General features: G+C 65.6%; 25 protein-coding genes. 10 read left to right on the plus strand and 15 right to left on the minus strand.

Translation table 11 applies throughout. The features are described 5' to 3' along the window. The first annotated feature begins 98 nt into the window (after nt 1-98). On the plus strand, nt 99-524 hold the full coding sequence (locus ACZ5YA_RS23910) for an organic hydroperoxide resistance protein (RefSeq protein ID WP_013396768.1): 426 nt from the start codon (nt 99-101) through the stop codon (nt 522-524). 887 nt (nt 525-1,411) lie between these two features. On the opposite strand, the gene ACZ5YA_RS23915 is transcribed toward ACZ5YA_RS23910, so the two are convergent. The 7 genes from ACZ5YA_RS23915 to ACZ5YA_RS23945 all read right to left on the minus strand — a co-directional run bounded on the left by ACZ5YA_RS23915 (nt 1,412) and on the right by ACZ5YA_RS23945 (nt 8,625). Continuing rightward, entirely contained in the window at nt 1,412-2,134 is a 723-nt protein-coding gene (locus ACZ5YA_RS23915) for an ABC transporter ATP-binding protein (protein WP_013396767.1), read from the minus strand. An 18-nt stretch (nt 2,135-2,152) separates the two neighbouring features. Next, nucleotides 2,153-4,075, minus strand: a complete 1,923-nt coding sequence (locus ACZ5YA_RS23920) for a branched-chain amino acid ABC transporter ATP-binding protein/permease (RefSeq protein ID WP_059379992.1) — start codon at nt 4,073-4,075, stop codon at nt 2,153-2,155. A gap of 3 nt (nt 4,076-4,078) precedes the next feature. Then, on the minus strand, nt 4,079-4,951 hold the full coding sequence (locus ACZ5YA_RS23925) for a branched-chain amino acid ABC transporter permease (protein WP_013396765.1): 873 nt from the start codon (nt 4,949-4,951) through the stop codon (nt 4,079-4,081). 143 nt (nt 4,952-5,094) lie between these two features. After that, a complete protein-coding gene (locus tag ACZ5YA_RS23930) occupies nt 5,095-6,258 on the minus strand; it encodes an ABC transporter substrate-binding protein (RefSeq protein ID WP_059379993.1) in 1,164 nt (387 codons plus the stop codon). Between the two features lie 327 nt (nt 6,259-6,585). Beyond that, entirely contained in the window at nt 6,586-7,527 is a 942-nt protein-coding gene (locus ACZ5YA_RS23935) for a LysR substrate-binding domain-containing protein (RefSeq protein WP_059379994.1), read from the minus strand. Between the two features lie 52 nt (nt 7,528-7,579). Beyond that, the gene (locus ACZ5YA_RS23940; protein ID WP_059379995.1) at nt 7,580-7,891 is read right to left on the minus strand and encodes an antibiotic biosynthesis monooxygenase family protein; all 312 of its coding nucleotides are present in this window, start codon (nt 7,889-7,891) and stop codon (nt 7,580-7,582) included. A gap of 101 nt (nt 7,892-7,992) precedes the next feature. Continuing rightward, nucleotides 7,993-8,625 carry a LysE/ArgO family amino acid transporter gene (locus ACZ5YA_RS23945; RefSeq protein ID WP_054457287.1) on the minus strand — a complete coding sequence of 211 codons (633 nt, stop codon included), beginning with the start codon at nt 8,623-8,625 and terminating at the stop codon, nt 7,993-7,995. Between the two features lie 146 nt (nt 8,626-8,771). Between ACZ5YA_RS23945 and ACZ5YA_RS23950 the strand changes: the two genes are divergently transcribed. Then, nucleotides 8,772-9,671 carry a LysR family transcriptional regulator ArgP gene (locus ACZ5YA_RS23950; protein ID WP_042796077.1) on the plus strand — a complete coding sequence of 300 codons (900 nt, stop codon included), beginning with the start codon at nt 8,772-8,774 and terminating at the stop codon, nt 9,669-9,671. A 19-nt stretch (nt 9,672-9,690) separates the two neighbouring features. Beyond that, nucleotides 9,691-10,191, plus strand: a complete 501-nt coding sequence (locus tag ACZ5YA_RS23955) for a copper chaperone PCu(A)C (RefSeq protein ID WP_059379997.1) — start codon at nt 9,691-9,693, stop codon at nt 10,189-10,191. Between the two features lie 242 nt (nt 10,192-10,433). Here ACZ5YA_RS23955 and gdhA read toward each other — a convergent pair whose 3' ends face one another. Together gdhA and ACZ5YA_RS23965 are read right to left on the minus strand one after the other, a co-directional pair. Further along, on the minus strand, nt 10,434-11,780 hold the full coding sequence (gdhA, locus tag ACZ5YA_RS23960; protein WP_464091323.1) for an NADP-specific glutamate dehydrogenase: 1,347 nt from the start codon (nt 11,778-11,780) through the stop codon (nt 10,434-10,436). 429 nt (nt 11,781-12,209) lie between these two features. Next, nucleotides 12,210-12,821, minus strand: a complete 612-nt coding sequence (locus tag ACZ5YA_RS23965; RefSeq protein ID WP_464091324.1) for a LysE family translocator — start codon at nt 12,819-12,821, stop codon at nt 12,210-12,212. 110 nt (nt 12,822-12,931) lie between these two features. Here ACZ5YA_RS23965 and ACZ5YA_RS23970 point away from each other — a divergent pair, with 110 nt between their 5' ends. Continuing rightward, the gene (locus ACZ5YA_RS23970) at nt 12,932-13,864 is read left to right on the plus strand and encodes a LysR substrate-binding domain-containing protein (RefSeq protein ID WP_464091325.1); all 933 of its coding nucleotides are present in this window, start codon (nt 12,932-12,934) and stop codon (nt 13,862-13,864) included. Here ACZ5YA_RS23970 and ACZ5YA_RS23975 read toward each other — a convergent pair. After that, nucleotides 13,846-14,634, minus strand: a complete 789-nt coding sequence (locus tag ACZ5YA_RS23975; RefSeq protein WP_054456902.1) for an exodeoxyribonuclease III — start codon at nt 14,632-14,634, stop codon at nt 13,846-13,848. The genes ACZ5YA_RS23970 and ACZ5YA_RS23975 overlap by 19 nt on opposite strands. Nucleotides 14,635-14,766: 132 nt before the next feature. On the opposite strand from ACZ5YA_RS23975, the gene pyrE reads away from it, so the two are divergent. Further along, nucleotides 14,767-15,450 carry an orotate phosphoribosyltransferase gene (pyrE, locus tag ACZ5YA_RS23980; RefSeq protein WP_118933236.1) on the plus strand — a complete coding sequence of 228 codons (684 nt, stop codon included), beginning with the start codon at nt 14,767-14,769 and terminating at the stop codon, nt 15,448-15,450. Between the two features lie 49 nt (nt 15,451-15,499). On the opposite strand, the gene ACZ5YA_RS23985 is transcribed toward pyrE, so the two are convergent. The 5 genes from ACZ5YA_RS23985 to gatC all read right to left on the minus strand — a co-directional run bounded on the left by ACZ5YA_RS23985 (nt 15,500) and on the right by gatC (nt 19,647). Then, a complete protein-coding gene (locus ACZ5YA_RS23985) occupies nt 15,500-15,967 on the minus strand; it encodes a type II toxin-antitoxin system VapC family toxin (protein WP_251878229.1) in 468 nt (155 codons plus the stop codon). Further along, entirely contained in the window at nt 15,964-16,209 is a 246-nt protein-coding gene (locus ACZ5YA_RS23990; RefSeq protein WP_251878228.1) for a type II toxin-antitoxin system Phd/YefM family antitoxin, read from the minus strand. The genes ACZ5YA_RS23985 and ACZ5YA_RS23990 overlap by 4 nt, the downstream gene beginning before the upstream one ends. A gap of 128 nt (nt 16,210-16,337) precedes the next feature. Beyond that, nucleotides 16,338-17,795 carry an Asp-tRNA(Asn)/Glu-tRNA(Gln) amidotransferase subunit GatB gene (gene gatB / locus ACZ5YA_RS23995; RefSeq protein WP_059380003.1) on the minus strand — a complete coding sequence of 486 codons (1,458 nt, stop codon included), beginning with the start codon at nt 17,793-17,795 and terminating at the stop codon, nt 16,338-16,340. 4 nt (nt 17,796-17,799) lie between these two features. Then, nucleotides 17,800-19,335 (minus strand): Asp-tRNA(Asn)/Glu-tRNA(Gln) amidotransferase subunit GatA, encoded by a 1,536-nt coding sequence (gene gatA, locus ACZ5YA_RS24000; RefSeq protein WP_464091326.1) that lies wholly within the window; start codon nt 19,333-19,335, stop codon nt 17,800-17,802. A gap of 3 nt (nt 19,336-19,338) precedes the next feature. Beyond that, entirely contained in the window at nt 19,339-19,647 is a 309-nt protein-coding gene (gene gatC / locus ACZ5YA_RS24005; RefSeq protein ID WP_054456891.1) for an Asp-tRNA(Asn)/Glu-tRNA(Gln) amidotransferase subunit GatC, read from the minus strand. Between the two features lie 227 nt (nt 19,648-19,874). On the opposite strand from gatC, the gene ACZ5YA_RS24010 reads away from it, so the two are divergent. The 5 genes from ACZ5YA_RS24010 (at nt 19,875) to rodA (ending at nt 25,517) form a co-directional block, all read left to right on the plus strand. After that, nucleotides 19,875-20,918: a rod shape-determining protein gene (locus ACZ5YA_RS24010; protein ID WP_006216320.1), complete on the plus strand. Its 1,044-nt coding sequence runs from the start codon at nt 19,875-19,877 to the stop codon at nt 20,916-20,918. Between the two features lie 84 nt (nt 20,919-21,002). Next, nucleotides 21,003-21,887, plus strand: a complete 885-nt coding sequence (gene mreC, locus ACZ5YA_RS24015; RefSeq protein ID WP_042796087.1) for a rod shape-determining protein MreC — start codon at nt 21,003-21,005, stop codon at nt 21,885-21,887. After that, entirely contained in the window at nt 21,874-22,440 is a 567-nt protein-coding gene (mreD, locus tag ACZ5YA_RS24020) for a rod shape-determining protein MreD (protein ID WP_059380005.1), read from the plus strand. The genes mreC and mreD overlap by 14 nt, the downstream gene beginning before the upstream one ends. Nucleotides 22,441-22,455: 15 nt before the next feature. After that, complete coding sequence (gene mrdA, locus ACZ5YA_RS24025; protein ID WP_118933233.1) at nt 22,456-24,381, plus strand: penicillin-binding protein 2; 1,926 nt, start codon at nt 22,456-22,458, stop codon at nt 24,379-24,381. Then, complete coding sequence (gene rodA, locus ACZ5YA_RS24030; RefSeq protein ID WP_059380007.1) at nt 24,381-25,517, plus strand: rod shape-determining protein RodA; 1,137 nt, start codon at nt 24,381-24,383, stop codon at nt 25,515-25,517. The genes mrdA and rodA overlap by 1 nt, the downstream gene beginning before the upstream one ends. Nucleotides 25,518-25,826 lie beyond the last annotated feature (309 nt).

Here is a 25,826-nt window from a genome sequence, read left to right on the forward strand (position 1 = left end):
CTATTTAATATTGCGCTATTTAAATAGTAAGGGTCGCAGCGGGATGTTCCCGCCAGGCCTGGCAGTTCAACCCCCACTTCCCTACAAGGAAACGCATCATGTCTATCGAAAAAGTGCTGTACCGCGCCCATGCGCACGTTACCGGCGGCCGTGAAGGAACGGGCGCGACGGACGACGGCAACCTGAACGTCAAGCTGACCACGCCGAAGGAACTGGGCGGCGCGGGCGCGGCCGGCACCAATCCGGAACAGCTGTTCGCCGTGGGCTATTCGGCCTGCTTCATGGGCGCCATGAAATTCGTCGCCGGCCGCGACAAGATCGCCATGCCGTCGAATGCGACGATCGACGGCGCTGTTGGCATCGGTCCTATTCCTACGGGGTTCGGGATCGAAGTCGAATTGAAGATTTCGTTGCCGGGGATGGAGCGGGCCGAGGCAGAGAAGCTGGTCGCCGCGGCGCATATCGTTTGCCCTTATTCGAATGCTACGCGGGGCAATATTGATGTGACGTTGACGATTGTTTGATCGTTGATGGGTTGTTGATGTTCTGGTGGCGGGCGGTCTTGTTCGTAGGCCGCCCGTCGTCGCGTGCGGCGTGGCGGCTCGCGCCCACGATTGCGGTCCGGAGCGTTCGCTCCGGACTGCCCCTTCGTCATCCTCGTCCAGGCCTTCGGCCTTCCCTTCGGATTCCCTCGGGCGCATCGAGGTTGCGAGCCGCCACGCCGCCCGCGCCGACGGGCTACGTGCGTCTTGGGTCGCTGCGCTGTTAGATCCGTGGTCAGTGCCGAGTCTTGTGCTGCCCGTACTTTACGGCCGCGCGGGCGGCCGTAAAGTACATACGCGATTATTTTAATTTCGATGGTAGTCGCTGGCGCGAATGCAGGCAGCGACTTTCTGATGGCATCACCGTCCTGGGGGTGGGGCGGTGATGGGCGGCGCGCGATGGGCCGTGGCTTGCGCATGCAGAGTGTCTCGCGCGCGCCGCCCATCCGGCATCGGAGTTGAAATGCAGATGCTGGGCTGGGCTGGGCTGAATAGACGTGATGCCGCAGCCACTGCGCGCAGCGCCATCACGCGACGCAAGAAACCGCGTAAGCCCCAAGAGGCCGCCCGCGCGGCCGGCCTGGGGCGGGCCCCGCAAGACCCGCCACCACACCCCGATGCGGAAAAAAACGCCAAGCACACAGCTCGCTCCAGCGTCCGTGAAGATTCAGACAGTGCAGCCTGCCGCGTCGGGGACTCGCGTAGCGCGGGGCGTCGATAAGCCCGAGGGAATCCGAAGGAACCGCCGCAGGCGGTGACGAGGATGAGGATGGGGTAGTCCGGAGCGAAGGCTCCGGACCGCAATCGTTGCCCCGCGCTACGCGAGTCCCCGACGTGGCAGGCGTCTCAAGAACTCAACACTGAAGCCCTCAATGCGACCCACCAAGATAAGCCGCCACAACAGCCGGATCATGCTTCAACTTATCCGCACTCCCATGCACCGAAATCCGCCCGTTCTCCAACACATACCCATAATCCGCCACATTCAATGCAGCAGCAGCAAACTGCTCCACCAGCAGCATCGTCACCCCTTCATCCTTGAGCCGCGCAATGATCCGGAACACTTCTTCCACCAGGATCGGCGCCAGCCCCATTGAAGGCTCGTCCAGCAGCACCAGTTCCGGATTCAGCATCACCGCGCGCGCCATGGCCAGCATCTGCTGCTCGCCTCCAGACAGCGTGCCGGCCAACTGATCGCGTCGCTCCTTCAGGCGCGGAAACAGATCCATGGCCCGGCCCAGGTCGGACTGCACGTCGCCCTTGGGACGGCTGCCCGTCAGGCGCGGGAAAGCGCCCAGCAGCAGGTTGTCGGTGACCGACAGCGTTGGGAACACGCGCCGGCCCTCGGGTGAGTGCGCCAGGCCCAGCCGCGCGATGCGGTGGGACTCCAGGCCGTCGATGCGCTTGCCGCTCAGCGTGACCTCGCCCGCGGTGGGGCGGATCATGCCGGACAGCGCCCGCATCGTGGTGGTCTTGCCGGCGCCGTTGGAGCCGATCAGCGTCACCACCTTGGCCTTCGGCACTTCCATGCTGATGCCGTGCAGCACCTTCACCTTGCCGTAGCCCGCTTCCAGATTCTTGATCGATAGCATCTTGTTGTCCCCTTGGCGTCAGGCGGGCGCGCCGCCCAGATACGCCTCGATGACCTTGGCGTTGCTTTGCACTTCGTTGGGCAGGCCCTCGGCGATCTTCTGGCCGAAGTCCAGCACCGACACGGTGTCGCAGACTCCCATCACCACGTCCATGTGGTGTTCGATGAGGATCAGCGTGATGCCGTGGTCGCGCACCTTGCGGATGATGGCCAGCAGTTCGACGATGTCGGGCGCGGTCAGGCCGGCCGCGGGTTCGTCCAGCAACAGCAGTTGCGGGTCCAGCGCCAGCGCGCGGGCGATTTCCAGGAGGCGCTGTTTGCCGTAGGGCAGATTGCGCGCCTCTTCGCTGGCCAGGGACTCCAGGCCCACGAATTCCAGCAGCGCCATGGCGCGGGCGCGGGCGCCCTGTTCCTCGCCTTTCCACTTGGACGTGCGCAGCGCGATGCCGGCCAGGCCCGTGGTGAAGGTGTGGTGCAGGCCGACCAGCACGTTTTCCAGCGCCGTCATTTCGCCGAACAGCTGCACGTTTTGGAAGGTGCGCGCGATACCGGTTTCGGCAATGTCGGCCGGTGTCATGCCGACCAGCGACTTGCCCGAGAACTCCACCGCGCCGGCGGTCGGCACGTAGATGCCCGTCAGCACGTTCATCATGGTGCTCTTGCCGGAGCCGTTGGGGCCGATCAGGCCATGGATGGTGCCGCGCTTGACGGTCAGGTCGACCTGGTTCAGCGCCTTCAGGCCGCCGAACTGCATCAGCACGCCCTTGGCCGCGAGCAGCGTGTCGCCCTTGCCCTTGGCCGCATCGGGCACGGCTTCCTGCGCCTTCACCAGATCCGATTTGACCGAGAGCGCGGCGCGGCGGTTGGAGAAGAACAGGTTGCGCACGAAGCCCACGATGCCGTCGGGCAGGTAGTACACGACGAACAGGATCATGGCGCCGAAGATCGTCAGGCGCCAGTCGGTGACCGCTTCCAGCCAGTATGAGAACACCGCCAGCAGGATGGTGCCGATCACCGGCACGGCGACGCGGCGCGGTTCGGTGCGGCCCTTGGAGATCGCGATGGCGCTGCCTACAGTGACCAGGATGGCCACGGCCAGCGCGATCAGCCGGAAGGTCGCGATGTCATCCAGCATCTTGGGCAGCAGCACGATGATGGACGCGCCCAGCAGCGCGCCCGTGCGGCTCTTGCGTCCGCCCATGATGATGGCCAGCAGGAACAGGATGGTCAGTTCGAAGTTGTAGGTGTTGGGCGAGATGTACTGTTCCGAATACGAGTACAGCGCGCCGGCCAGGCCGGCGAAGCCGGCGCTGATGACGAAGGCGAACACCTTGTGCCGGTAGACCGACACGCCCATGCAGTCGGACGCGATGGGGCTGTCGCGCAGGGCCTCGAACGAGCGGCCCAGGTGCGACTTCAGGATGCGGTGCACCACGATCAGCGACAGCACCAGCAGCGCCGCGACCAGCCAGAAGTATTCGCTCTTGGTCAGCACGTGTCCGGCGATGGCGGGCTTGGAGATCTTGATGCCCAAGGGTCCTTCGGTCATGAAGGTCATCTCGTTGATCAGGATCTGGATGATGGTGCCGAACGCCAGCGTCACCATCGCCAGGTACGGCCCTGTGACCCGCAGCGCCGGCAGCGCCAGCACCGCGCCGAAGGCCGCCGCGATCAGGATGGCGGCGGGCAGGATCACCCAGATGGGCATCTGCAGATGGAAGAACAGCACGCCGGCGACGTACGAGCCGATGCCGAACAGGCCGGCGTGGCCCAGCGACACCTGGCCGGTGTAGCCCACCACGATATCGAGCCCGAACAGCAGGATCGAATAGATCATGATGGTTTCGATCAGGTGCAGGTAGTACGTGTTGGTCACGCCCAGCGGCACGGCGGCCAGGCAGGCCACGGCCACGATGGATAGCAAAAGGTGCAAGGGTTTCATCGCTTACACCTTCTTGATCGCGGTCTTGCCGAACAGGCCGGCGGGCTTGAAGGTCAGTACGAGCAGCAGCAACACCAATCCCGGCACGTCTTTGTACCCCGTTGAAAGATAGAAACCGGTGGTCGTTTCGGCGATCCCCAGGATCAGTCCGCCCACCACCACGCCCATGCCGCTGGACAGGCCGCCGATGATGGCGACCGCGAAGGCCTTGAGCCCCAGCACCGCGCCCATGGTGGCGCCGGTCAGGGTCAGCGGCGCGACCAGCACGCCGGCGAACGCGGCCGTCAGCGAGGACAGCGCGTAGGAAAACGTGATCACCATGCCGGTGTTGATGCCCATCAGGCCGGCGGCGTCGCGGTCGTTGGACGTTGCGACGAAGGCCTTGCCGTAGATGGACTTGCGATTGAAGATTTCCACCAGCAGCATCATCGCCAGCGCGCCGAACACCACCAGTAGCTCCATGGGCAGCACGTTGGCGCCCAGCACCTGGATGGGCGCTTCCGGCAGCGGCGAAGGGAAGCGCAGGTCGTCGCGGCCCCAGATGTTCTCGGCGACGTTCTTGAAGATGATGCCCAGCGCGATGGTGGCCATGATCCAGCCGAACTCCGAGCGGGTCTTGATGGCGGGCCTGACGCCCACGCGTTCGACCAGCGCGCCTTGCGCGAATCCGAAGATGCAGACGATGGGTATCATCACCCAGTAGTTCACGCCCAGGCCGACCAGCGTCAGGCCGACCAGCGCGCCCAGCATCAGGGCTTCGCCCTGGCCGAAGTTCAGGGTGCCCGACGTGGCGAACGTGAGCTGGTATCCGAACGCGATGACGGCATAGATCATGCCCAGCGCGATACCGCTATAGATGAGCTGTAGAAGAATCATGGTGTGTGTCGTGTGGCGCTGTGGTTCCGTCCCAACCCCCTTGGGCAGAACGCGGTTTTCAGGCGGCGGCAAGCCCGCGCCCTGGGCGACAGGGCGCGGCTGGCGGCGGCCGGGCAGCCGCCGCCGGGATGCGCTGCGGGACCTTAGTTGGCCTTGATGACGCGGCCGCCCTTGACCTCGCCGATGACCACTTCCTTCGCGGTGATCGCGTCGTGGTTGTCTGCGCTGAAGGGCTTGTTGTAGGTCATCACCACGCCCTCGACGGGCGTCTGCAGGTTTTCGAGGGCCTCGCGGACCTTCGGGCCGTCGGTGGAGTTGGCCTGCTTGAAGGCCGCGGCCAGCAGATAGATCGAGTCATAGCCCTGGGCGGCCGACACCGGCGAGTCGATGCGGTTGTTCTTGGGCTTGAACTTGGCCAGGTAGGCGTCGATGAAGGCCTTGCGCTTGGGCGTGTCCGGGTCCTGGATGAAGGTCTGCGGCATGCGCGCGCCTTCGCCGTTGGCGCCGGAGTTGTCGATGTAGTTGGCCATGGACAGGGTCCAGCTGCCGATGATCGGCACCTTCCAGCCCAGCTTGGTCATGCCGTTGGCGACCTGGGCCAGTTCGGGGCCGATGCCGTAGGTCAGCACGGCTTCGGCGCCGGCGGCCTTGGCCTTCAGCAACTGGGCCGTCATGTCGACGTCCTTGATGTTGAACTTCTCCACGGCCACGGGCTTGATGCCCTTGGCGTCCAGGGCCTTTTCCAGGTCTTCGCGGCCGAGCTGGCCGTAGTTGGTGGAGTCGGCCAGGATCGCGACCTTCTTGAAGCCGCGGCGGGTCACCGCTTCTTCCACGATCATCGGGGCCTGGATGCTGTCGTGCGCGGCGTTGCGGAACACGTAGTTGTTCGGGTATTCCGGCGCCTTGAACTGGTGCGTGATCACGCTGCCCGTGGCCACGTTGTTGAACACGGGAATCTTGGCGTCCTGGTAGAAGCGCTGCGAGGCCAGCGCCACGCCGGTATTGATGTAGCCGACGGTGGCGGCGACCTGTTCCTTGTTGATAAGCTCTTGCGCGATCTGCACGCCGCGCTCGTTCTTGGCTTCGTCGTCGCGTTCGACGGCGATCAATTGGCGTCCCATGACGCCGCCGTTCTTGTTGATTTCTTCAATGGCCAGGCGCACGCCGTCGCGCATGCTGACGCCCATGGAGGACGAGCCGCCTGTATAGGGGCCGGCCACGCCGATCTTGATGGGGTCGGCGGCGTGGGACGCGGCCGTTGCGGCAAGTGCAAGGGTTCCTGCAAGCAGCTTCAAACGAAAATCCATGGATGTCTCCGTTGTAATTGGTAGAACTGCGTGGAAAACCGTGTGCCGGCGCCAGGCGGCGGAAATCGTTGCTGCGGCGCTCTCCTGTGTGGCGTGTCGTGACTGTCTGCCTAATCACTTACGCGAAACTGACCCGGCAGGGTTTTTCCGCGTAAATACCTAGTACAAACGTATAGGGTGTCCTGCCATGCGCGATGGCGCGGCCTGGGATTGGGAAGGGGGGCGGCTGCGTGCCGTTGAGGACATGGGCGGGACGTTGCATTGGCCGCATCCTAGCCAGCGCGGCGGCGGATTGCGCGGAATTTCATTCCGCCCCGGTCTGGAAATTTATTCCTTACCGGCCTGCGGGCCTTGCGGCCATTGGGAAACCTGTTTGCACACGCCTTCCAACCATAGGGAAAACGCTTGGACTGCCCTGCCCGGCGGGCGCGAGGTTTCGGTGCACAGGTAATACTGGCATTCGCCGGGAATTTCGATGTCCAGGACGCGCACCAGCTTGCCCTCGTCCAGCCATTCAGCCGCCAGCGCGCGTCGCGTGAGCGCCAGGCCCTGGCCGGCGCGCGCAGCCGCCAGCATGATGCCCAGGTCCACCAGCCACACGCCGCGCGCGGGCTCGGGCCAGTCCAGCCCGGCGGCGGCCAGCCAGGGCCGCCACGGCTCCATGGGGCAGCGCAGCAGTTGCGCCCGCGCCAGATCGGCGGGCCGCTCGAAGGGGCCATGCTGGTCGCGGTAGCCGGGCGCGCAGACCGCGAACACGGGATCGGCCGTCAGTTGGCGTGCGTTCAAGCCTGGATATTTGCCGCTGCCGAAGCGCACCCAGACGTCGGCATTGGGCGGCATGATGTCCAGGTAGGGAATGGACAGCATGATTTCCAGCTCCACCTCCGGATGCGCGGCGGTGAAGCCGGGCAGCGCGGGGATCAGCACCTGGCGGGCGAACGTGGGGGTAGAGACGACACGCAGGGGTTCGAGCTTGGGTTCGCCGCGCTTGTGCAGGGAGGCGTCCGACAGCAGGTCCAGCGCGGTACGTACCTGGTCCAGGTATTCGCGCCCGGCGGAGCTCAGCGTGGCGCCGCGGCTGCTGCGGATGAAGAGGGTGACGTCCAGCAAGGTCTCCAGAGCGGCGATGCGCTTGCCGATGGCGCTGGCGGTGACAAACAGCTCTTCGCTGGCGCGTTCGAAGGAACCCAGGCGGGCAGCGGCTTCGAAGGCCTGGATGGCGGCAAGGGGGGGCAGGCGCACATCTTTGGAAGGGGAGGGACCGCGCATGATCGTCTGGCGGGCCGGTGTTGCGCCCGACGAAAGAATGGCAACCGGCTGATTATAAGGACGGCGGGGCCAGCCCCTCGCCGTAGCGTCTGAGCACCTGGCAGATTTCCACGCGATAGCCGTCCAGCCAGCGCGCTTGCGCGGCCTTGGCCTGCAGGTGCGCGGGGTGGCGGATCAGTTGTTCCAGCGCCTCCAGCGATTCCCAGTAGTAGACGTTGGAGATCAGGCCGCGCGTGGCGTCAGCCCAGCTCTCTTCGCCCGCGTAGCCTGGAATGGCGCGGGCGGCGGCGGCGATGGCTTGATCCAGGCGGTGGAAATCATCGTCGAACTGCCTGGTGGCGAAGATGAAGGTGGAGCTGTACATGAGGGACTCCGGACGCGGCGGGTGCAGCAAGCAAGAAAACCGGCCGCTGGAGGATCCGGGCGGCCGTTCGGGGAACTGCTGGAGAGGTGGCTTGAATGCGCCTACACGCCCTTGAGGGCCAGGCTGACCGCCAGCGCGGCCATGACCACCGCGATGATGCCGTCCAGCACGCGCCAGGCCGATGCGCTGGCGAAGAACGGGGCGAACAGGCGCGAGCCGATGCCGAGCACGGCGAGCCACAGCAGGCTGGCGGTGAAGGCGCCGGCGGCGAATGCCATGCGTGCTTCCTCGAAGCCGTGCGCCAGCGAGCCGACCACCACCATGTCCAGCCAGAAATGCGGATTCAGCAGCGAAAAGCCCAGCGCGCCCAGCATGGCGGCGCGGCGCGAAGGCACCACGTCGCGGGCGGCGGCCAGGCCGCCGGTGGCGGTCCAGGCGCGGCGCGCCGACTGCAGCGCGTACCACGACAGGAAGGCCACGCCGAACCACAGCACGGCGGTCGTCAGCCAGGGGAACCAGGCGGTGAGCGCCTGCAGGCCGGAGACGCTGGCGAAGATGAAGACGGCGTCGATCAGCGCGCAGATGGCGACCACGCTCAGGAGGTGGGCGCGCATCAGCCCCTGTCGCAGGATGAACGCGCTTTGCGCGCCCACGACCGCGAACAGGCCCAGCCCGGTGGCCGTGCCGCTGGCCCAGGCAGTGAAAAAGAGGGGGGATGACAACGTGGCGAACATGACCTGCACCTGTGCTGCTACGCCTGTGGCGGCGCTTGGATGACAACGCCGGGCGCTATCGGCGCTCCGGTAATAAGGCATTTTCGCTTGCGGAAGATATGAAATAAAGCTAATTTTCCTTCACTATCTTAAGCAAAACTAATTTCATGAAAATCGATCACGGCAACCTGCGGGCCCTGGCCGCGGTGGTGCGGGAAGGCAGTTTCGAGCGGGCGGCGCTATCGCTCAGTGTCACGCCATCCGCGGTGTCGCAGCGGATCAAGGCGCTGGAGGACCGCATGGGCCGCTTGCTGGTCCAGCGCACCGTGCCGGCGGTGGCGACGGCGGACGGCCAGGTGCTGGTGCGGCTGGCCGAGCAGACGGCGCTGCTGGAGCATGACGCGCTCGACCGCCTGGGCGTGGCGGACGACGATGTGCCGTATGCCAGCATCCCGGTCGCGGTCAATCACGACAGCCTGGAGACTTGGTTCGTCGACGCGGCCGTACAGTTTTCGGCGCGCACCCGCGCCACGCTGGACATGCAGTCCGAAGACCAGGACCACACCGCGACGCTGCTGCGCAATGGATCGGTGCTGGGCGCGGTGACCGCGCTGGCCGAGCCGGTCCAGGGCTGCCGCATCCACGCGCTGGGCAGCATGCGCTACGTGGCCACCTGTACGCCGGAATTCCACAAGCGCTACTTCTCGCAGGGCGTCAACGCCCAGACGCTGGCGCAGGCGCCGGTGCTGGTGTTCAACCGCAAGGACGCGCTGCAGGCGCGCTTCGCGCACAAGATCGCCGATCCCGCGCCGTGGCAGCCGCCGGTCTGGTGGGTGCCTTCCACCCGCGCGTTCGTGCAGGCCACGTTGGGCGGCCTCGGCTGGACCATGAATCCGCTGCCCTTGGTGCAGGAGCACCTTGATGCAGGTCAGCTGATGCTGCTTCGAGGCCGCGCCTGGGAGGATGTGCCGCTGTATTGGCAGCATTGGCGGGTAAACTCCGAAGCGATGGAAGCCCTGACGGATTCGGTCCTGTCAGCTGCCCGCAGCCTGGTCAGGCGGCGTTAACCCACTAGGAGAACAACCCATGAACATCCGCAAGTTCGCTGTCATCGCCGCCCTGGGCCTGTGTACGGCCGGGTCGGCCTGGGCGAAGGACTACAAGGTTGGCCAGATCGAGGTCGACGACCTCTGGGTGCGCGCATCGGCGCCCGGCCAGTCCAATGGCGCGGGGTATATGGATATCGACAACGACGCCAAGACCGCGGACCGCCTGCTGTCGGTCTCGTCCGACGCGGCCGAGCGCGTCGAACTGCACACGGTCCAGACCGAGAACGGCGTCTCGAAGATGCGTCAGGTGGAAGGCGGCATTGCGTTGCCGGCCGACACGGAGGTCAAGCTCAGCCCGGGCGGCTACCACGTCATGTTCATCAAGCTGAAGGCTCCGTTCGCCGAAGGCGGCACGGTCCCGGCCACGCTGAAGTTCGAAAAGGCCGGCGAAGTTGCCGTGCAGTTCACGGTCAAGCCGGCCTCGCACAACCCCGGCATGAACCACGGCAGCATGAACCACGGCACGATGAAGCATTAAGCGCTACGCGCTGCCCGCGCCTGATGGCGCGGGGGTGTAGTCGCATGAAAGACTAAGCCGGCCCAGGGGCCGGCTCAGGCAGCTCCCCGCCGTCGCGGCAGGTCCGTCCAATCAGACAAGAAGAGGCAGACCCGCTCGCATTAGGCCGGTCTCCCCCCAATCGGGGCCGCGCGGAGCCGTGCTCTGCCGGTCCGCAGCGGCGCCCCCCTGGGGGGGAAGCGCGCAGCGCTTCGGGGGGGGGATTAATACAAGCCTTGCTGACGCATCGCGTCAGCCACCTTCACGAAGCCAGCGATGTTGGCGCCGTCCAGGTAGTTCACGTACTCGCGCTCGCTGTGGCCGTGGCGCACGCAGTTTTCATGGATGTCGCGCATGATGGCGTGCAGGCGCGCGTCGACTTCCTCGCGCGTCCAGGACAGGCGGGCCGAATTCTGGGCCATTTCCAGGCCGGACACGGCCACGCCGCCGGCGTTGCTGGCCTTGCCCGGGGCGTACAGCACGCGCGCCGCGATGAAGGCCTTGGCGGCTTCCAGCGTGGCGGGCATGTTGGCGCCTTCGGCGACGCACAGCACACCGTTCTTGATCAGCGTTTGCGCATCGGCCAGTTCCAGTTCGTTCTGGGTGGCGCAGGGCAGGGCCACGTCCACCGGCACGTGCCAGGGACGCTTGCCGGACTCATAGGTCAGGCCGAATTGGCGGGCGTAGGTGTCCAGGCGGCCGCGCAGGTCGTTCTTGATGTGCATCAGCGCAACCAGCTTCTCGTGCGTGAAGCCGGATTCGTCCACCACGGTGCCGTTGGAGTCGGAAACGGTCACGACCTTGGCGCCCAGCGCCATGGCTTTTTCGATCGCGTACTGGGCGACGTTGCCCGAGCCCGACACGGACACGCGCAGGCCGTCGAAGGACTTGCCCACGCGCTTGAGCATTTCTTCAGCGAAGTACACGGTGCCGTAGCCGGTGGCTTCGGGGCGGATCAGGCTGCCGCCGAAGGTCAGGCCCTTGCCGGTGAACACGCTGGCGGTCGAGTTGGACAGCTTTTTCATCATGCCGGCCATGAAGCCGACTTCGCGCGCGCCCACGCCGATGTCGCCGGCCGGCACGTCGGTGTCCGGACCCAGGTGGCGGTACAGCTCGATCATCAGGGCCTGGCAGAAGCGCATGACTTCTGCGTCGGACTTGCCCTTGGGATCGAAGTCGGAGCCGCCCTTGCCGCCGCCCATGGGCAGCGTGGTGAGCGAGTTCTTCAGGGTCTGTTCGAAGGCCAGGAACTTGAGGATGGACAGGTTCACCGAGGGGTGGAAGCGCATGCCGCCCTTGAAGGGGCCGATGGCCGAGCTGTGCTGGATGCGGAAAGCGCGGTTGACCTGGGCCTGGCCGCGGTCATCGGTCCAGCACACGCGGAACTGGATCACGCGTTCCGGCTCCACCAGGCGCTCGAGCACGGCATGCTCGGCGTAGTGGGGGTGCTTTTCGATGAAAGGCCAGAGACTCAGCATCACCTCCTGGACGGCTTGCATGAACTCAGGCTGCTGCGGGTCGCGCGCGGCGACGCCACGCAGGAAGTCGTCCAGACTCTGCACTTTCAACATGATCTCCTTGGGGGTGCTTCGAATAGGTGCGGACTGCGCCGGATTGGGGCGCGAAATTTCTTTTTTGGTGCACGGCTGCACCGGTATGGTGCGAGGATTGTAGGGGCAAAATGTTGCCCTGCGCAAAGCCGAAAAATAGTGCCATCACCTTGATATCAAAGCACTTTTTCTTTTAATTTAATAGGGACGTATTTATACCTGGAATCAAGGGGATGAGCCATTTCTATAAGGGTTTTGGGCGGAAATGCTTGAATTCCCAAGGGAAATATATGTGTCCCTATTTATTTCTCCCAAGAGGAATTGCGTTCTTCCGATTTCCGGCGAGGGAAGAAAGGTCGATTTCAGACATATTCAGGGAGGTATGAAGGCCATTGCCGCCGTTATATGTCCCCATTATTTATTTGAGCGAAATCAGACCCTGCGGCAGGATTACAACTGCACGGCGGCCAGCGCCGCGCCCAAGGCCATCAGGACCGCTCCCACCACCCGATCGGCCGCAAGCTGATGATCCAGCAGCATCCGCCGCAAGAATGGCGAGGACACCGACCACGCGACCGCGCCGAACCAGACCCAATGCGCCAGCGACATGAACAGGCCATACCCGAACTGCCGCGACAGCGGCGTGCCGGGCGACACGACCTGCGTATAGGTGCTGACCACGAATAGCGTGGTCTTGGGATTGAGCGCATTGGTCAGAAAGCCGTTGTATAAGGCCTGCCAGTCGGTGATCGGCGGGCGGGCCGACAGGTCGCGGCTGACCTGGGTGCGGTTGAAGAAAGTCTTCCAGCCCATGTAGACCAGATAGCAGGCGCCCGCGAGCTTGATGCCCTGCAGCACCGGCTGCGCGTAATGCGCCAGCAGACTGACGCCGAACATCGTATAGAACACGTGCACCTGCACGCCCAGCGCGATGCCCAGCGCGCAGATCAGGCCGGTGCGCCGGCCGAACAGATAGCTGTTGCGCGTGACCATGGCGAAGTCCGGTCCGGGACTGATGACGGCAAGAATGGTGATGAGGGCGACGGCGATCAGTTCGGTCATGGCGACAGGACGGCGGGTTTCGAAACGGAGCCGGCATTTTGGGATGCTGGCGCGCGCCTGAAAAACGATTTCTAATGCCGGATATTCGTGAAAAAAACTCACCTTTCACCATGAAACTGCCACCGCTCAATACGCTGCGGGTGTTCGATGCCGCCGCCCGCAATCAGGCCTTCGGCAAGGCCGCCGAAACGCTGCACGTGACGCATGGCGCCGTCAGCCGGCAGATCCGGCTGCTCGAGGATGCGTTGGGCGTGGCGTTGTTCGAACGCCGCAACCGGGCTGTTTTTCTGACCGATGCCGGCAGGCAGCTGTTCGAGGTGACTAGCGCCCTGTTCGAGCAGTTGGCAACGGGCCTGGCCAAGCTGCGCCAGCCGGCGGCAGATGCGCCCCTGGTGCTGTCCTGCGAACCCACCATCGCCATGATGTGGTTGATCCCGCGGCTGCCGGACTTCCAGCGCGCCCATCCCGGCGTGCAGGTGCATCTGTACGCGGCGGGCGGACCGGTGGATTTCGCCGCCCAGGGCGTGGACGTGGCGCTGCGCCGCAATGACTTCGATTGGGACGCGGCCCTGCATGCCGAGCGCGTTTGCGAGGAATGGACGGGACCGGTGTGCCGGCCGGGACTGCTCGGCGCCGCGGGCGCGGACCCGGCCGCAGCGGATTGGGGCGGGGCGTCTGCGCTCAGCAGCGCGACGCGTCCGCAAGCCTGGCGGCACTGGGCGCGGGCGGCGGGCGTGAAGCCCCCGCGCCGGGCCGGGCCGGCCTACGAGCATTTCTATTTGAGTTTGCAGGCCGCCGCCGCAGGCCTGGGGGTGGCCATAGGTTCCGCCTTGATGGCGTGCGACGCCTTGCGCGACCGCCGGCTGCAGGCGCCTTGCGGCTTTGCCCGCGACGGCTCGGCCTACGTGCTGCTGTCGCCGCGGCCTTGTTCGGAAGATCCGCGGGCGGCAGCCTTTCTGGAATGGTTGCGCCGGGAAGCCGCCGCAACGCTAAGGGAGGCGGCGGGGGATCCGGAGGATGCTGCTCAGAGCGTGGCGTCGTAGTCGATCGTGAGGGGCGCGTGGTCCGAGAAGCGCTCGTCCTTGTAGATGGCCACGTTGCGGGCGCGGGCGGCGATGCCCGGCGTCGCGATCTGGTAGTCGATGCGCCACCCCACGTTCTTGGCCCAGGCCTGGCCGCGATTGCTCCACCAGGTGTATTGGTCGGGGCGGTCGTCGATGGTGCGAAACACGTCGACGAAGCCGCGCTTGTCGAACACGTCGGTCAGCCAGGCGCGCTCTTCGGGCAGGAAGCCCGAGTTCTTCATGTTGCCCTTCCAGTTCTTCAGGTCGATTTCCTTGTGCGCGATGTTCCAGTCGCCGCAGATGATGAACTCGCGGCCGGTGGTCTTGTGCTCGTGCATCAGGGCGTCGATCCAGGGGCCGAAGCGGTCCAGGAAGCGGTACTTGGCCTGCTGGCGCTCGTCGCCGCTGGAGCCCGAGGGCAGGTAGGCGCTGATGACCGACAGGTTCTTCCAGTCGGCGCGGATGATGCGGCCTTCAGGATCGAATTCCTCGCATTCCAGGCCGGCGTTCACACGCTCGGCCGCGTCGCGCAAATAGATGCCCACGCCGCTATAGCCCTTCTTCACGGCATGGTGGAAGTGCCCGGTATAGCCGGGCGGGTGGCGCAGGTCGTCGGTCAGGTCTTCGTCGGATATCTTGATTTCCTGAAGGCACAGCACGTCGGCGGCGTGCTTTTCCATCCAGGGTTGCAGGCCCTTGCGGAAGGCGGACCGGATACCGTTGAGATTGATCGACGTGATGCGCAGCAAAGCGAAACTCCTGTTGAGCGGCCGCCAGGGCCGGGGCAATGGCAGCAATTTAACCGACTCCGCGCCGCCGCCCGGGAATAGCCCCGACAGCGGATAAAATGCTGGCGTTTGCCATCTACCGGACCTTTACGCATGCCCGCCGCCCAATCTTCCGCCACCGCCCTGGATTTCGTCCGCTTCGCCTTGAACGAGGGCGTGCTGCGCTTCGGCAGCTTCAAGGTCAAATCGGGCCGAATCAGTCCCTATTTCTTCAATGCGGGCCTGTTCAACAGCGGACGCTCGGTCGGCAAGCTGGCGCAGTTCTACGCCCAGGCGCTGCTGGATTCGGGCGTGGAATTCGACATGCTTTTCGGTCCGGCCTACAAGGGCATCCCCCTGTCCACGGCTACCGCCGTGGCGCTGGCCGGCCACCCGGACATGAAGGGCGGCGACGTGCCATTCGCGTACAACCGCAAGGAAGCCAAGGACCACGGCGAGGGCGGCACCCTGGTCGGCGCGCCGCTCAAGGGCAAGGTCGTCATCATTGACGACGTGATCACCGCGGGCACCTCGGTGCGCGAGTCGGTCGAGATCATCCGCGCCGCCGGCGCCGAGCCGGCCGCCGTGCTGATCGCCATGGACCGCATGGAGCGCGCGGGTCCCGACGACGCGCTGTCGGCGCATTCCGCCGTGCAGGACGTGGCCAAGACCTACGGCATTCCGGTGGTGTCGATTGCCTCGCTGTCGGACATCCTGGCGTTGCTGCAGGATGATGCGTCGTTCGCCGAACACCGCGAGGCGGTGTTGGCTTATCGGACGAAGTATGGGGTGAAGTAAACCCCGGACTCAGCGAGCGCAGGTAGAGGAGCGGTCAGGTGCCGCCCTTTCATCCGTAGCTCGCCGCAGGTTCGGCGACGCCGTGGGGTTGGCCAAAGACGGCAACGCCGCTCGCTCGGGCGGCATCCGCCAGCTTGCGGTCAAAGGTGGCCAGATATGCGTTGGTTCTTTGGGCCAATTCGAGATAACTGGCGTCATAGACGGTCAAACCGTGCGTCCGCGCCAGCAGATAACTGCGGGTTACGCTGGAAGACGAGGCGGCCGGATCCGGAAATATCGGCAGGCGTTCGAGCAGCCGGTTGAATGAGAACAACTGGTGCTCCGACACGCGTTGACTGCGTTCAGCGCGCAATATGCCGTTTGCGACCTCGACTCGCCAAATGGGCGGTACCGTGTTTTTGGATCCGTGGGCGACTTCCAGCAGATGTTGCGCAAGCCGTGATTCGAGGGCATCGGTGCGGCTGATCAGCCAGGCCAGCGCGAGTGATGCGTCGGGAATCAAGCGGGTCGGATTCATTCCCGGCCTTCCTCGATCCAGGAGCGGATGACTTCGTGCGGGACGGCCGGCGCGGGCGTGAAGCCTTTCATCGCTTCGAGCGCATCATGCGCGTCCAGCGAGGTCGTGGGCAGGGCGGGGGTCAGCCTGGCGCAGAACACGCCGTCCAGTGAAATGATGAAATGCTGGCCTTCGCGGACCGCTTGCAGGTAGTCCGAAAACCGATGCAGCAGGTCGCTGCTGCTGATTTCGAGGTAGTTCATGTCCAAGTCTCCGGTCAAGATCGACCAGATCATTCTTGGATAAACGAAGGGCCGCGGCAATACGCCGCGGCCCTTCGTTTTGTCTGATATTGCTTGGGCGCGGCCATTGCGCCGCACCCTGCCCAGGATCAGCTATCCAGCTTCTGCTTCAACAGATCATTCACCTGCTGCGGATTCGCCTTGCCGCGGGCGGCCTTCATGATCTGGCCGACCAGCGAATTGAACGCCTTCTGCTTGCCGGCCCGGTACTCTTCCACGATGGCCGGGTTGGCGGCCAGCACCTCGTCGATCATGGCGCCGATGGCGCCGGTGTCGCTGATCTGCTTGAGGCCGCGCGCCTCGATGATGGCGTCCGGCTGACCGCCGTTCTCGCCGGCCCACATGGCGCCGAAGACTTCGCGGGCGATCTTGTTGGAGATGGTGCCGTCGATGATGCGGCCGATCAGGGCGGCCAGCGCCGGCGCCTGAACCGGGGACTCGGCGATGCTCTTCTCGTCCTTGTTCAGGGCGGCGGAGACTTCACCCATGACCCAGTTGGCGGCCAGCTTGGCCTGGCCGGCCGGCAGCGCGTTCGCCACCGCCTGGAAGTAGGCGGCGAGGTCGCGGCTGACGGTCAGCTGGGCGGCATCGTAGGCGGGCAGGCCGTATTCGGATTCGAAGCGGGCGCGCTGGGCGGCCGGCAGTTCGGGCATGGCGGCGCGGACCTCGTCGACCCAGGCGCTGGAGATCACCAGCGTGGGCAGGTCGGGGTCGGGGAAGTAGCGGTAGTCGTGCGCGTCTTCCTTGCTGCGCATGCTGCGCGTTTCGTCGCGGTCGGCGTCGTACAGGCGGGTTTCCTGGACCACCGTGCCGCCGTCCTCGATCAGCTCGATCTGGCGCCGCGCCTCATAGACGATGGCGCGTTCCAGGAAGCGGAACGAGTTGACGTTCTTGATCTCGGTGCGGGTGCCGAATTCCTTCTGGCCCACAGGGCGGACCGACACGTTGGCGTCGCAGCGGAACGAGCCTTCCTGCATGTTGCCGTCGCAGATGCCCAGCCACACGACCAGGCTGTGCAGGGCGCGGGCGTAGGCCACGGCCTCGGCGGCCGAGCGCATTTCGGGTTCCGTCACGATTTCCAGGAGCGGCGTGCCGGCGCGGTTCAGGTCGATGCCGCTGCCGGGGGCGCCGTTGGCCAGGCTGAAGTCGTCGTGCAGGGACTTGCCCGCGTCTTCTTCCAGGTGAGCGCGCGTCAGGTTGACGGTTTTTTCTTCCTCGCCCACGAAGAACGACAGCGAACCGCCCACGACCACCGGCAGCTCGTACTGGCTGATCTGGTAGCCCTTGGGCAGGTCGGGGTAGAAGTAGTTCTTGCGCGCGAACACCGAACGCGGCGCGATGGTGGCGCCCACGGCCAGGCCGAAGCGGATGGCGCGTTCGGCGGCGCCGCGGTTCATGACCGGCAGGCTGCCCGGCAGCGCCAGGTCGACCACGTTGGCGTGGGTGTTGGGCGCGGCGCCGAATTCGGTGCTGCTACCCGAAAAAATCTTGGAGTCGGTGGAAAGCTGGGTGTGCGTTTCCAGGCCGATGACGATTTCCCAGTTCATGTTCTCAGCCTTGCTGGACCGGGGCACGCGTGTGCCAGTCCGTCACTTGTTGGTAGCGGTCGGCGACGGCCAGCAGGCGGCCTTCGTCGAAGTAGTTGCCGATGATCTGGAGACCGACGGGGCGTTGGTTGCCAGCGCCGCCGAAGCCGCAAGGGATCGACATCGCAGGCAGGCCGGCCAGGCTCACGCCCAGCGTGTAGACGTCGGCCAGCCAGTCGGCCGTGGGATCGTCGCGGTTGTCGCCGATGTTCTTGGCCACCGTGGGCGTCACCGGGCCCATGATCACGTCGCACTGGTCCGCATAGGCGCGCTGGAAGTCTTGCGCGATCATGCGGCGCAGGCGCTGCGCCTGCAGGTAGTAGGCGTCGTAGTAGCCGTGGGACAGCACGTAGGTGCCGATCAGGATGCGGCGCTTGACCTCGTCGCCGAAGCCTTCGGCGCGCGAACGGCTGATCATTTCGTTCAGGTCGCCGTACTGGGCGGCACGGTGGCCGTAGCGCACGCCGTCGTAGCGCGCCAGGTTGCTGGACGCTTCGGCGGGGGCGATGACGTAGTAGGCGGGAATGGCGAGTTCGGTGCGCGGCAGCGACACCGGCACGCGCACGGCGCCCAGCGCCTCGAACTGGACCAGCGCGGCTTCGACCGCGGCGGCCACGTCGGGGGCCAGGCCGGCGCCGAAGTACTCGGCGGGCACGCCGATGCGCAGGCCCTTCAGGGGCTGGCTGCCGGCGGCGTCGAAACGACCCTGGGCCGCCTCGAAGTCACGCCGGACGCGGCCGGGCGCGTTGGCGGCGGCGTCGCATTTTTCCAGGCTGGTGGCGTCGCGCGGGTCGAAGCCGCTGATGACGTCCAGCAATTCGAGCAGGTCGCGGGCGCTTTCGGCCAGCGGGCCGGCCTGGTCCAGGCTGGAGCCGAAGGCCACCATGCCGTAGCGGGACACGGTGCCGTAGGTGGGCTTGATGCCGCTGACGCCGCACAGGGCGGCGGGCTGGCGCACCGAGCCGCCGGTGTCGGTGCCGGTGGCGGCGGCCACCAGGCGGGCAGCCACGGCAGCGGCTGAGCCGCCCGAGGAGCCGCCGGGCACGGCGGCATGGTCCCAGGGGTTCTTCACGGCGCCGTAGGCGGAGTTCTCGTTGCCGGAACCCATGGCGAATTCGTCGCAGTTCAGCTTGCCTAGCGACACGGCGCCGGCCTCGCCCAGGCGTTCGACCACGGTAGCGTCGAACGGGCTGACATAGCCGTCGAGCATCTTGCTACCGGCGGTGGTGCGCCAGCCGCGGGTGACGAAGGCGTCCTTGTGGGCGATCGGGATGCCGGCCAGGGGGCCGGCCGAACCGGACGCCAGCGCGGCGTCGGCGGAGCGGGCCTGGGCCAGCGTCAATTCGGCGTCAATATGTAAAAAGCAATTCAGGCCGCTGGCCGCTTCGGCGGCCGCCAGGCCGCTTTGGGCGAGCTCGACGGCGCTGATCTGGCGTTGCGCAAGGGCCGCGCGCAGGGCGGCGATCCCCTTGAATTGGGTGTGCAGAGCGGGTTTCGTCATGACTTAATCCAGGACCTTGGGAACCAGGAACAGGCCTTCCTGGGCGTCGGGGGCGTTGGCCAGCAGCTCCTCGCGGCGGGCCTCTGAGCTGGGTTCGGTCACGACATCTTCACGCAGGCGCAGCACGATGTCCTCATGGGCGGACAGCGGGTGGGCCAGGGGTTCGACCCCCTGGGTATCGACGGACTGGAGCCGTTCGATCAGGTGGAGGATGCCGTTGAGTTCGGCCTGCGCGACGGTGCGCTGGTCGGGGGTCAGTTCGATTCTGGCCAGCCGGGCAATGCGGGCCACATCTGTGTCATTGAGCGCCATGGGGGATTGCAAATCGATAAGCGAAGGCCGAGGGGCGGGACAGGGCAGTATGCATATGCCGAACCCGTTACAAAGCTTGAATAGCCTGCATTTATGCGCTATTTCCGGGGAAATTATAAGTTATGATTCACGGTTTAATCGCCGTGATGACAGGCGGACCCGTTGTTTTACGGGCCCTACGCCCCGCGGCATGTACCTCATTCCCCCCAGAATTTAGCTGAGCTCCCATGTTCGGATTCCTGCGCAGTTATTTTTCCAGCGATATGGCGATCGACCTCGGTACCGCCAACACGCTGATCTACGTCCGCGGCAAGGGCATCGTGCTCGATGAACCGTCCGTGGTCGCAATCCGTCATGAAGGCGGTCCCCACGGCAAGAAGATCATTCAAGCCGTCGGCCATGAAGCCAAGCAGATGCTTGGCCGCGTTCCCGGCAATATAGAGGCCATCCGGCCCATGAAGGACGGCGTGATCGCCGACTTCACGGTCACCGAGCAGATGCTCAAGCAGTTCATCCGCATGGTGCACCCCCGCAACATGCTGGCGCCCAGCCCGCGCATCATTGTTTGCGTACCCTGCGGCTCCACCCAGGTCGAACGCCGCGCCATCCGTGAATCGGCCTTGGGCGCGGGCGCGTCCCACGTCTTCCTGATCGAAGAACCCATGGCCGCGGCCATCGGCGCCGGCCTGGCCGTGTCCGACGCCAGCGGCTCCATGGTGGTCGACATCGGCGGCGGCACCACGGAAGTGGCGGTCATCTCGCTGGGCGGCATGGTCTACAAGGGTTCGGTGCGCGTCGGCGGCGACAAGTTCGACGAAGCCATCGTCAACTATATCCGCCGCAACTACGGCATGCTGATCGGCGAGCCCACCGCCGAACTGATCAAGAAGGAAATCGGCTCGGCGTTCCCGGGATCCGAAGTCCGCGAAATCGAGGTCAAGGGCCGCAACCTGGCCGAAGGCGTGCCGCGCAGCTTCACGGTCTCGTCCAACGAGATCCTCGAGTCGCTCACCGACCCGCTGAACCAGATCGTTTCGGCCGTGAAGATCGCGCTGGAACAGACCCCGCCCGAACTGGGCGCCGACATCACCGACAAGGGCATCGCCCTGACCGGCGGCGGCGCGTTGCTGCGCGACCTGGACCGCCTGCTGCAGGAAGAAACCGGCCTGCCCGTCGTGGTCGCGGACGATCCGCTGACCTGCGTCGTGCGCGGTTGCGGCGAGGCGCTGGAACACCTTGAGAAACTGGGCGCCATCTTCATCAACGACTAATTTTGCCCGCCAGCCCGGAGCCCCGCTTTTTCACGGCTCCGGCCGCTGCCGGAGCGACGGACGCGGGCGTCCGGGCTGAGATTCATGCAACGACAAGGGACTCCTCCCCTATTCAGGCGCGGCCCACCTGCGGAGGTGCGGCTGGTCGTTCTGGTCGTCCTTGCGTTGGCCCTGATCGTCATGGATTCGCAATGGCGCATGCTGGAACCGGCGCGCCGGGCGATGTCCGTGGCGCTGTACCCCTTCCAGCGCGCCGTCATGGCGCCGCGCGACCTCGTCCAGCAAGTGAACGAATGGGTCAACGCGGCCAATCTCATCCGTAGCGAAAACGAAGCCTTGCAGCGCCAGCGCATCGAGCTGGCCCAGGTGACCACCCATGGCGCCCAGCTGGCTGCCGAGAATTCGCAGCTGCGCCGGCTGCTGGGCGTGACCGATACCGTGGCGCAATCCGCCGTGGTGGTCGAGGTCATGTACGAACCCACCAACGCGTTCACGCAGCGCCTGGTGTTCAACAAGGGCAGCAAGGCGGGCCTGGCCCCGGGCATGCCGGTCATCGACGAAGGCGGCGTGGTCGGGCAGATCGTGCGCGTCACGCCCATGACGGCCGAGGCGGCCCTGGTCACCGACGAGCAGGTCTCCATCCCCGTGCAGTTGCTGCGCAACGGCCTGCGCCTGATTGCGTTCGGCGGCAACTCGCCGGGCAAGATGGAAGTTCGTTACCTTGCCGCCAACGCCGACATCAAGGAAGGCGATACCATCGTCACCAGCGGCGTCGGCGGGCTGTTCCCGGCCGGCCTGCCGGTGGCCAAGGTGACCTCGGTCGAACGCGATACCGCTTCCGGCTTCGCGCGCGCCGTATGCGAACCGCTGGCCCATCCCGAACGCTACCGCCACTTCCTGGTCCTGCAGGTCGATGTGGAGCGCGCCGAGTCCAACCGTCAGGAGGTCGATTCCGGTGGATCGGACTAATCAATCCTCGGGGCAGGCCGCGCGCCGCCTCGGCACCCCCAGCAACGTGCAGCCCGACCGGCTTTCCGGCCCGGCGCACGGCGTGTTCGTCTGGGCCACGGTGCTGGTGGCGTGGCTGGTATCGCTGCTGCCCTGGCGCCTGTGGCAGGGCGCGCCCGACATCCTGCTGCTGATCATCGCCTTCTGGTGCGTGCACGAGCCGCGCCGCGTCGGCCTGTTCACCGCCTTCTTCTTCGGCCTGCTGATGGACGTGCACGACGCCGGCCTGCTGGGCGAACACGCGCTCTCGTACACGCTGGTCGCCTACGGCGCAGTGGTGCTGCACCGCCGGCTGCAGCGCTTCGACCTCTGGAGCCAGGCCATGCACATGCTGCCTGTGTTCTTCATCGCCCGCTTCGTGACCCAGATCATCCATGCATGGCTGGCCGGCAAATGGCCGGGCTGGGACTGGGGCATCAGCGTGCTCCTGACCACCGCCTTGTGGCCGCTGGCGGGCTGGGTTCTGCACTTGCCGCAGCGCGGTGTCGACGACGCTGAATCCTCCTCCGCCTGACGGCGGCGCCGCGTCATGTTCGAATTCAAGAAAACTGGCCAGCAGCAGAAGCAGCGTTTCCGCCTGCGCGCCTGGGTGGGCGGGCTATTCGCGCTGGCCTGCTTCGGCGTGCTGATCGGCCGGTTCTGGTACCTGCAGGTCGACCGCTACGAAGGCCTGTCGGAACGCGCCGACCGCAACCGCATCGCGGTCGTGCCCATCCCGCCGCGGCGCGGCGAGATCCTGGACCGCAACGGCGAGGTGCTGGCGCGCAACTACCGCACCTATACGCTGGAGGTCGTGCCGGCCCATGCCGGCAATCTGAGCCAGCTGTTCGAACGCCTGACCGAGGTCGTGTACATCAGTCCGGCCGACCAGCGCCGCTTCAAGCGCCGCGCCGCCGAGTCCAGCCGCTACGCCAGCCTGCAGCTGCGCAACAACCTCAACGAGACCGAAGCCGCCTGGTTCGCGGCGCATTCCTTCCAGTTCCCCGGGGTGGAGCTGCGCGCGCGCTGGGTGCGCGAGTATCCGCAGGGCGCGTCGGCGGGCCATGTGGTCGGCTATATCGGCCGCATCGCCGAAGGCGACAACGAAGAGCTGGAGCGCGCCGGCCAGTTGGGCAACTATCGCGGCACCGAGGTCATCGGCAAGAAGGGCATCGAGAAAACCTGGGAAGAGCAGCTGCACGGCCGCACCGGCCTGGAAGAGGTCGAAGTGACCGCGGGCGGACGGCCGATGCGCACGCTGCGCCGCATCGATCCGGTGCCGGGCTCCGACATCATGCTCTCGATCGACCTGGGCCTGCAGAAGGTGGCCGAAGCGGCTTTCGAGGGACAGCGCGGCGCGCTGGTCGCCATCGATCCCGACACCGGCGAGGTGCTGGCCTTCGTCTCCCAGCCTTCGTTCGATCCGAACCTGTTCGTGGACGGCATCGACGTGGACAACTGGCGCATGCTGAACGAGTCGCCGGATCATCCGCTGATCAACCGGCCGCTGTACGGCACCTATCCCATCGGTTCGACCTACAAGCCTTTCGTGGCCCTGGCGGCGCTCGAACTGGGCAAGCGCCGTGCCACCGACCGCATCTCCGACCCCGGTTACTACGAGTTCGGCGGCCAGAAATTCCGCAACGCCGGCGGCGCGGCCTATGGCATGACGGACATGCACAAGGCCATCGTCGTGTCGTCCGACACCTACTTCTATTCGCTGGGCCCCGAGATCGGCGTGAACGCACTGCACGATTTCACCAAGCAATTCGGTTTCGGCCAGATCACCGGCATCGACCTGGAAGGCGAAAAGCGCGGCGTGCTGCCCTCGACCGACTGGAAGCGCTCGGCCTACAAGGACAAGGACCGCCAGCGCTGGTACGCTGGCGAGACGATTTCCGTGGCGGTGGGGCAGGGTTACAACGCCTTTACGCTGCTGCAACTGGCGCAAGGCACGTCCACGCTGGCCAACAACGGCCTGTACCGCCGCCCGCACCTGGTGCACGCGGTGCGCGATCCGCGCACCGGCGAGGCCAAGCCCACCGAGTCCGCGCCCGACTATCGCATTCCCCTCAAGCAGGCCAACGTGGACGTGATCAAGAACGCCATGGCGGACGTGGTGCGGGCCGGCACGGCGCGGCGCGCGTTCGCCAACACCCCCTACCAGGCGGCCGGCAAGACCGGCACCGCGCAGGTGTTCAGCTTGCGCGGCGGCCATTACCGCGCCAGCGCCATTGACGAACGTCTGCGCGACCACGCCTTGTTCATGGGCTTCGCGCCGCTTGAGCATCCGCGCATTGCGGTGGCGCTGATCGTCGAGAACGCTGGCTGGGGCGCGAGCGTCGCCGCCCCGGTCGCGCGCAAGGTGTTCGACTATTGGCTGGCCAAGGACCGCCAGGACAAGATCGTGCGGCCCGACCGCGCCGACCCCCTGGCCTCGGTCGAGGAAATCGCTTCCGACGTGGTGCGCCGATAATGAAACGCCTGGGCCTTATCCTGCTACGTGTGTTCACGGCCTTCGATTGGCCGCTGCTGGCGATCCTGCTGATGTTCGCCGCGCTGGGCATGACGGTCATGCATTCCGCGGTGGGCGGCACCGACTGGCGCTTCGCCGAACAGTCGCGCAATTTCATCATCGCTTTTTTCGCCATGTGGACCATGGCCCTGATTCCGCCGAAGTGGCTGATGAAGCTGGCCTTGCCTTTCTACGTGGTGGGTGTGGTGCTGCTGCTGGGCGTGGAGTTCTTCGGCGAGACCAGCAAGGGCGCGACCCGCTGGCTGAACCTGGGCGTGACTCGCATCCAGCCCTCCGAGATGATGAAGATCGCCGTGCCCATGATGCTGGCCTGGTATTTCCAGCGTCACGAAGGCGCGGTGCGCATCCGCGACTTCCTGGCGGCCGCCGCCATGCTGGCCGCGCCCTTTGGCCTGATCGTGCTGCAGCCCGACCTGGGCACGGCCCTGCTGGTGTTCGGCGCCGGCTTCTTCGTGATCTATTTCGCGGGCCTGTCGTTCAAGCTGCTGGTGCCGGTCATGCTGGCGGGCATCATCGGCATAGGCACGCTGATCTACTACGAAGACCAGTTATGCGAGCCCGATGTGGACTGGGTGGTGCTGCACGACTACCAGAAGCACCGGGTGTGCACGCTGCTCAATCCCAGCTCCGATCCGCTGGGCAAGGGCTTCCATACGATCCAGTCGATGATCGCGGTGGGCTCGGGCGGGGTGTACGGCAAGGGTTACATGAAGGGCACGCAGACGCACCTGGACTTCATCCCTGAACGCACCACCGACTTCATCTTCGCGGTGTACGCGGAAGAATTCGGACTCTACGGCGGCATCGCCATGCTGGTGCTGTATGGCCTGATGATGGCGCGAGGACTGACGATCGCGTCACGGGCATCGTCGCAGTTCGGCAGGTTGCTGGTTGGGGCGCTGACGATGATGCTGTTCATCTATGTGTTCGTGAACGTGGGGATGGTGACGGGGATTCTGCCTGTGGTGGGGGTGCCGTTGCCGTTCATGAGCTATGGGGGGACGGCTTTGTTCACCATGGGGATTGCGTTTGGGATCATGATGAGTATTAGTCGGCATCGGTCGGTTAAGACTTGATCTTTTTGGCGGCTGCGCGTTCTTCGTAGGTCGCCCGTCGTCGCGTGCGGCGTGGCGGCTCGCGCCCACGATTGCGGTCCGGAGCGTTCGCTCCGGACTTCCCCTTCGTCATCGTCGTTGCCGCCTACGGCGGCTGCCTTCCGATTCCCTCGGGCGCATCGAGGTTGCGAGCCGCCACGCCGCCCGCGCCGACGGGCTACTGTCGCCTTGGTTCGCTGCGCTGTTAGAGCAGTGGTCGGTGGCGAGTCTTGCGGTGCCCGTTGCTGAAGGCCGCGCGGGCGGCCGTCAGCAACATACGTGTGTGTCGGC

This window comes from Achromobacter sp. JCM 18799 (assembly GCF_055395645.1).

Bases quoted from the DNA above. Each gene is read 5' to 3' on its own strand.
- ACZ5YA_RS23910 (WP_013396768.1), top strand. From the start codon at position 99: ATGTCTATCGAAAAAGTGCTGTACCGCGCCCATGCGCACGTTACCGGC.
- ACZ5YA_RS23915 (WP_013396767.1), bottom strand. From the start codon at position 2,134: ATGCTATCGATCAAGAATCTGGAAGCGGGCTACGGCAAGGTGAAGGTG.
- ACZ5YA_RS23920 (WP_059379992.1), bottom strand. From the start codon at position 4,075: ATGAAACCCTTGCACCTTTTGCTATCCATCGTGGCCGTGGCCTGCCTG.
- ACZ5YA_RS23925 (WP_013396765.1), bottom strand. From the start codon at position 4,951: ATGATTCTTCTACAGCTCATCTATAGCGGTATCGCGCTGGGCATGATC.
- ACZ5YA_RS23930 (WP_059379993.1), bottom strand. From the start codon at position 6,258: ATGGATTTTCGTTTGAAGCTGCTTGCAGGAACCCTTGCACTTGCCGCA.
- ACZ5YA_RS23935 (WP_059379994.1), bottom strand. From the start codon at position 7,527: ATGCGCGGTCCCTCCCCTTCCAAAGATGTGCGCCTGCCCCCCCTTGCC.
- ACZ5YA_RS23940 (WP_059379995.1), bottom strand. From the start codon at position 7,891: ATGTACAGCTCCACCTTCATCTTCGCCACCAGGCAGTTCGACGATGAT.
- ACZ5YA_RS23945 (WP_054457287.1), bottom strand. From the start codon at position 8,625: ATGTTCGCCACGTTGTCATCCCCCCTCTTTTTCACTGCCTGGGCCAGC.
- ACZ5YA_RS23950 (WP_042796077.1), top strand. From the start codon at position 8,772: ATGAAAATCGATCACGGCAACCTGCGGGCCCTGGCCGCGGTGGTGCGG.
- ACZ5YA_RS23955 (WP_059379997.1), top strand. From the start codon at position 9,691: ATGAACATCCGCAAGTTCGCTGTCATCGCCGCCCTGGGCCTGTGTACG.
- gdhA (WP_464091323.1), bottom strand. From the start codon at position 11,780: ATGTTGAAAGTGCAGAGTCTGGACGACTTCCTGCGTGGCGTCGCCGCG.
- ACZ5YA_RS23965 (WP_464091324.1), bottom strand. From the start codon at position 12,821: ATGACCGAACTGATCGCCGTCGCCCTCATCACCATTCTTGCCGTCATC.
- ACZ5YA_RS23970 (WP_464091325.1), top strand. From the start codon at position 12,932: ATGAAACTGCCACCGCTCAATACGCTGCGGGTGTTCGATGCCGCCGCC.
- pyrE (WP_118933236.1), top strand. From the start codon at position 14,767: ATGCCCGCCGCCCAATCTTCCGCCACCGCCCTGGATTTCGTCCGCTTC.
- ACZ5YA_RS23985 (WP_251878229.1), bottom strand. From the start codon at position 15,967: ATGAATCCGACCCGCTTGATTCCCGACGCATCACTCGCGCTGGCCTGG.
- ACZ5YA_RS23990 (WP_251878228.1), bottom strand. From the start codon at position 16,209: ATGAACTACCTCGAAATCAGCAGCAGCGACCTGCTGCATCGGTTTTCG.
- gatB (WP_059380003.1), bottom strand. From the start codon at position 17,795: ATGAACTGGGAAATCGTCATCGGCCTGGAAACGCACACCCAGCTTTCC.
- gatA (WP_464091326.1), bottom strand. From the start codon at position 19,335: ATGACGAAACCCGCTCTGCACACCCAATTCAAGGGGATCGCCGCCCTG.
- gatC (WP_054456891.1), bottom strand. From the start codon at position 19,647: ATGGCGCTCAATGACACAGATGTGGCCCGCATTGCCCGGCTGGCCAGA.
- ACZ5YA_RS24010 (WP_006216320.1), top strand. From the start codon at position 19,875: ATGTTCGGATTCCTGCGCAGTTATTTTTCCAGCGATATGGCGATCGAC.
- mreC (WP_042796087.1), top strand. From the start codon at position 21,003: ATGCAACGACAAGGGACTCCTCCCCTATTCAGGCGCGGCCCACCTGCG.
- mrdA (WP_118933233.1), top strand. From the start codon at position 22,456: ATGTTCGAATTCAAGAAAACTGGCCAGCAGCAGAAGCAGCGTTTCCGC.
- rodA (WP_059380007.1), top strand. From the start codon at position 24,381: ATGAAACGCCTGGGCCTTATCCTGCTACGTGTGTTCACGGCCTTCGAT.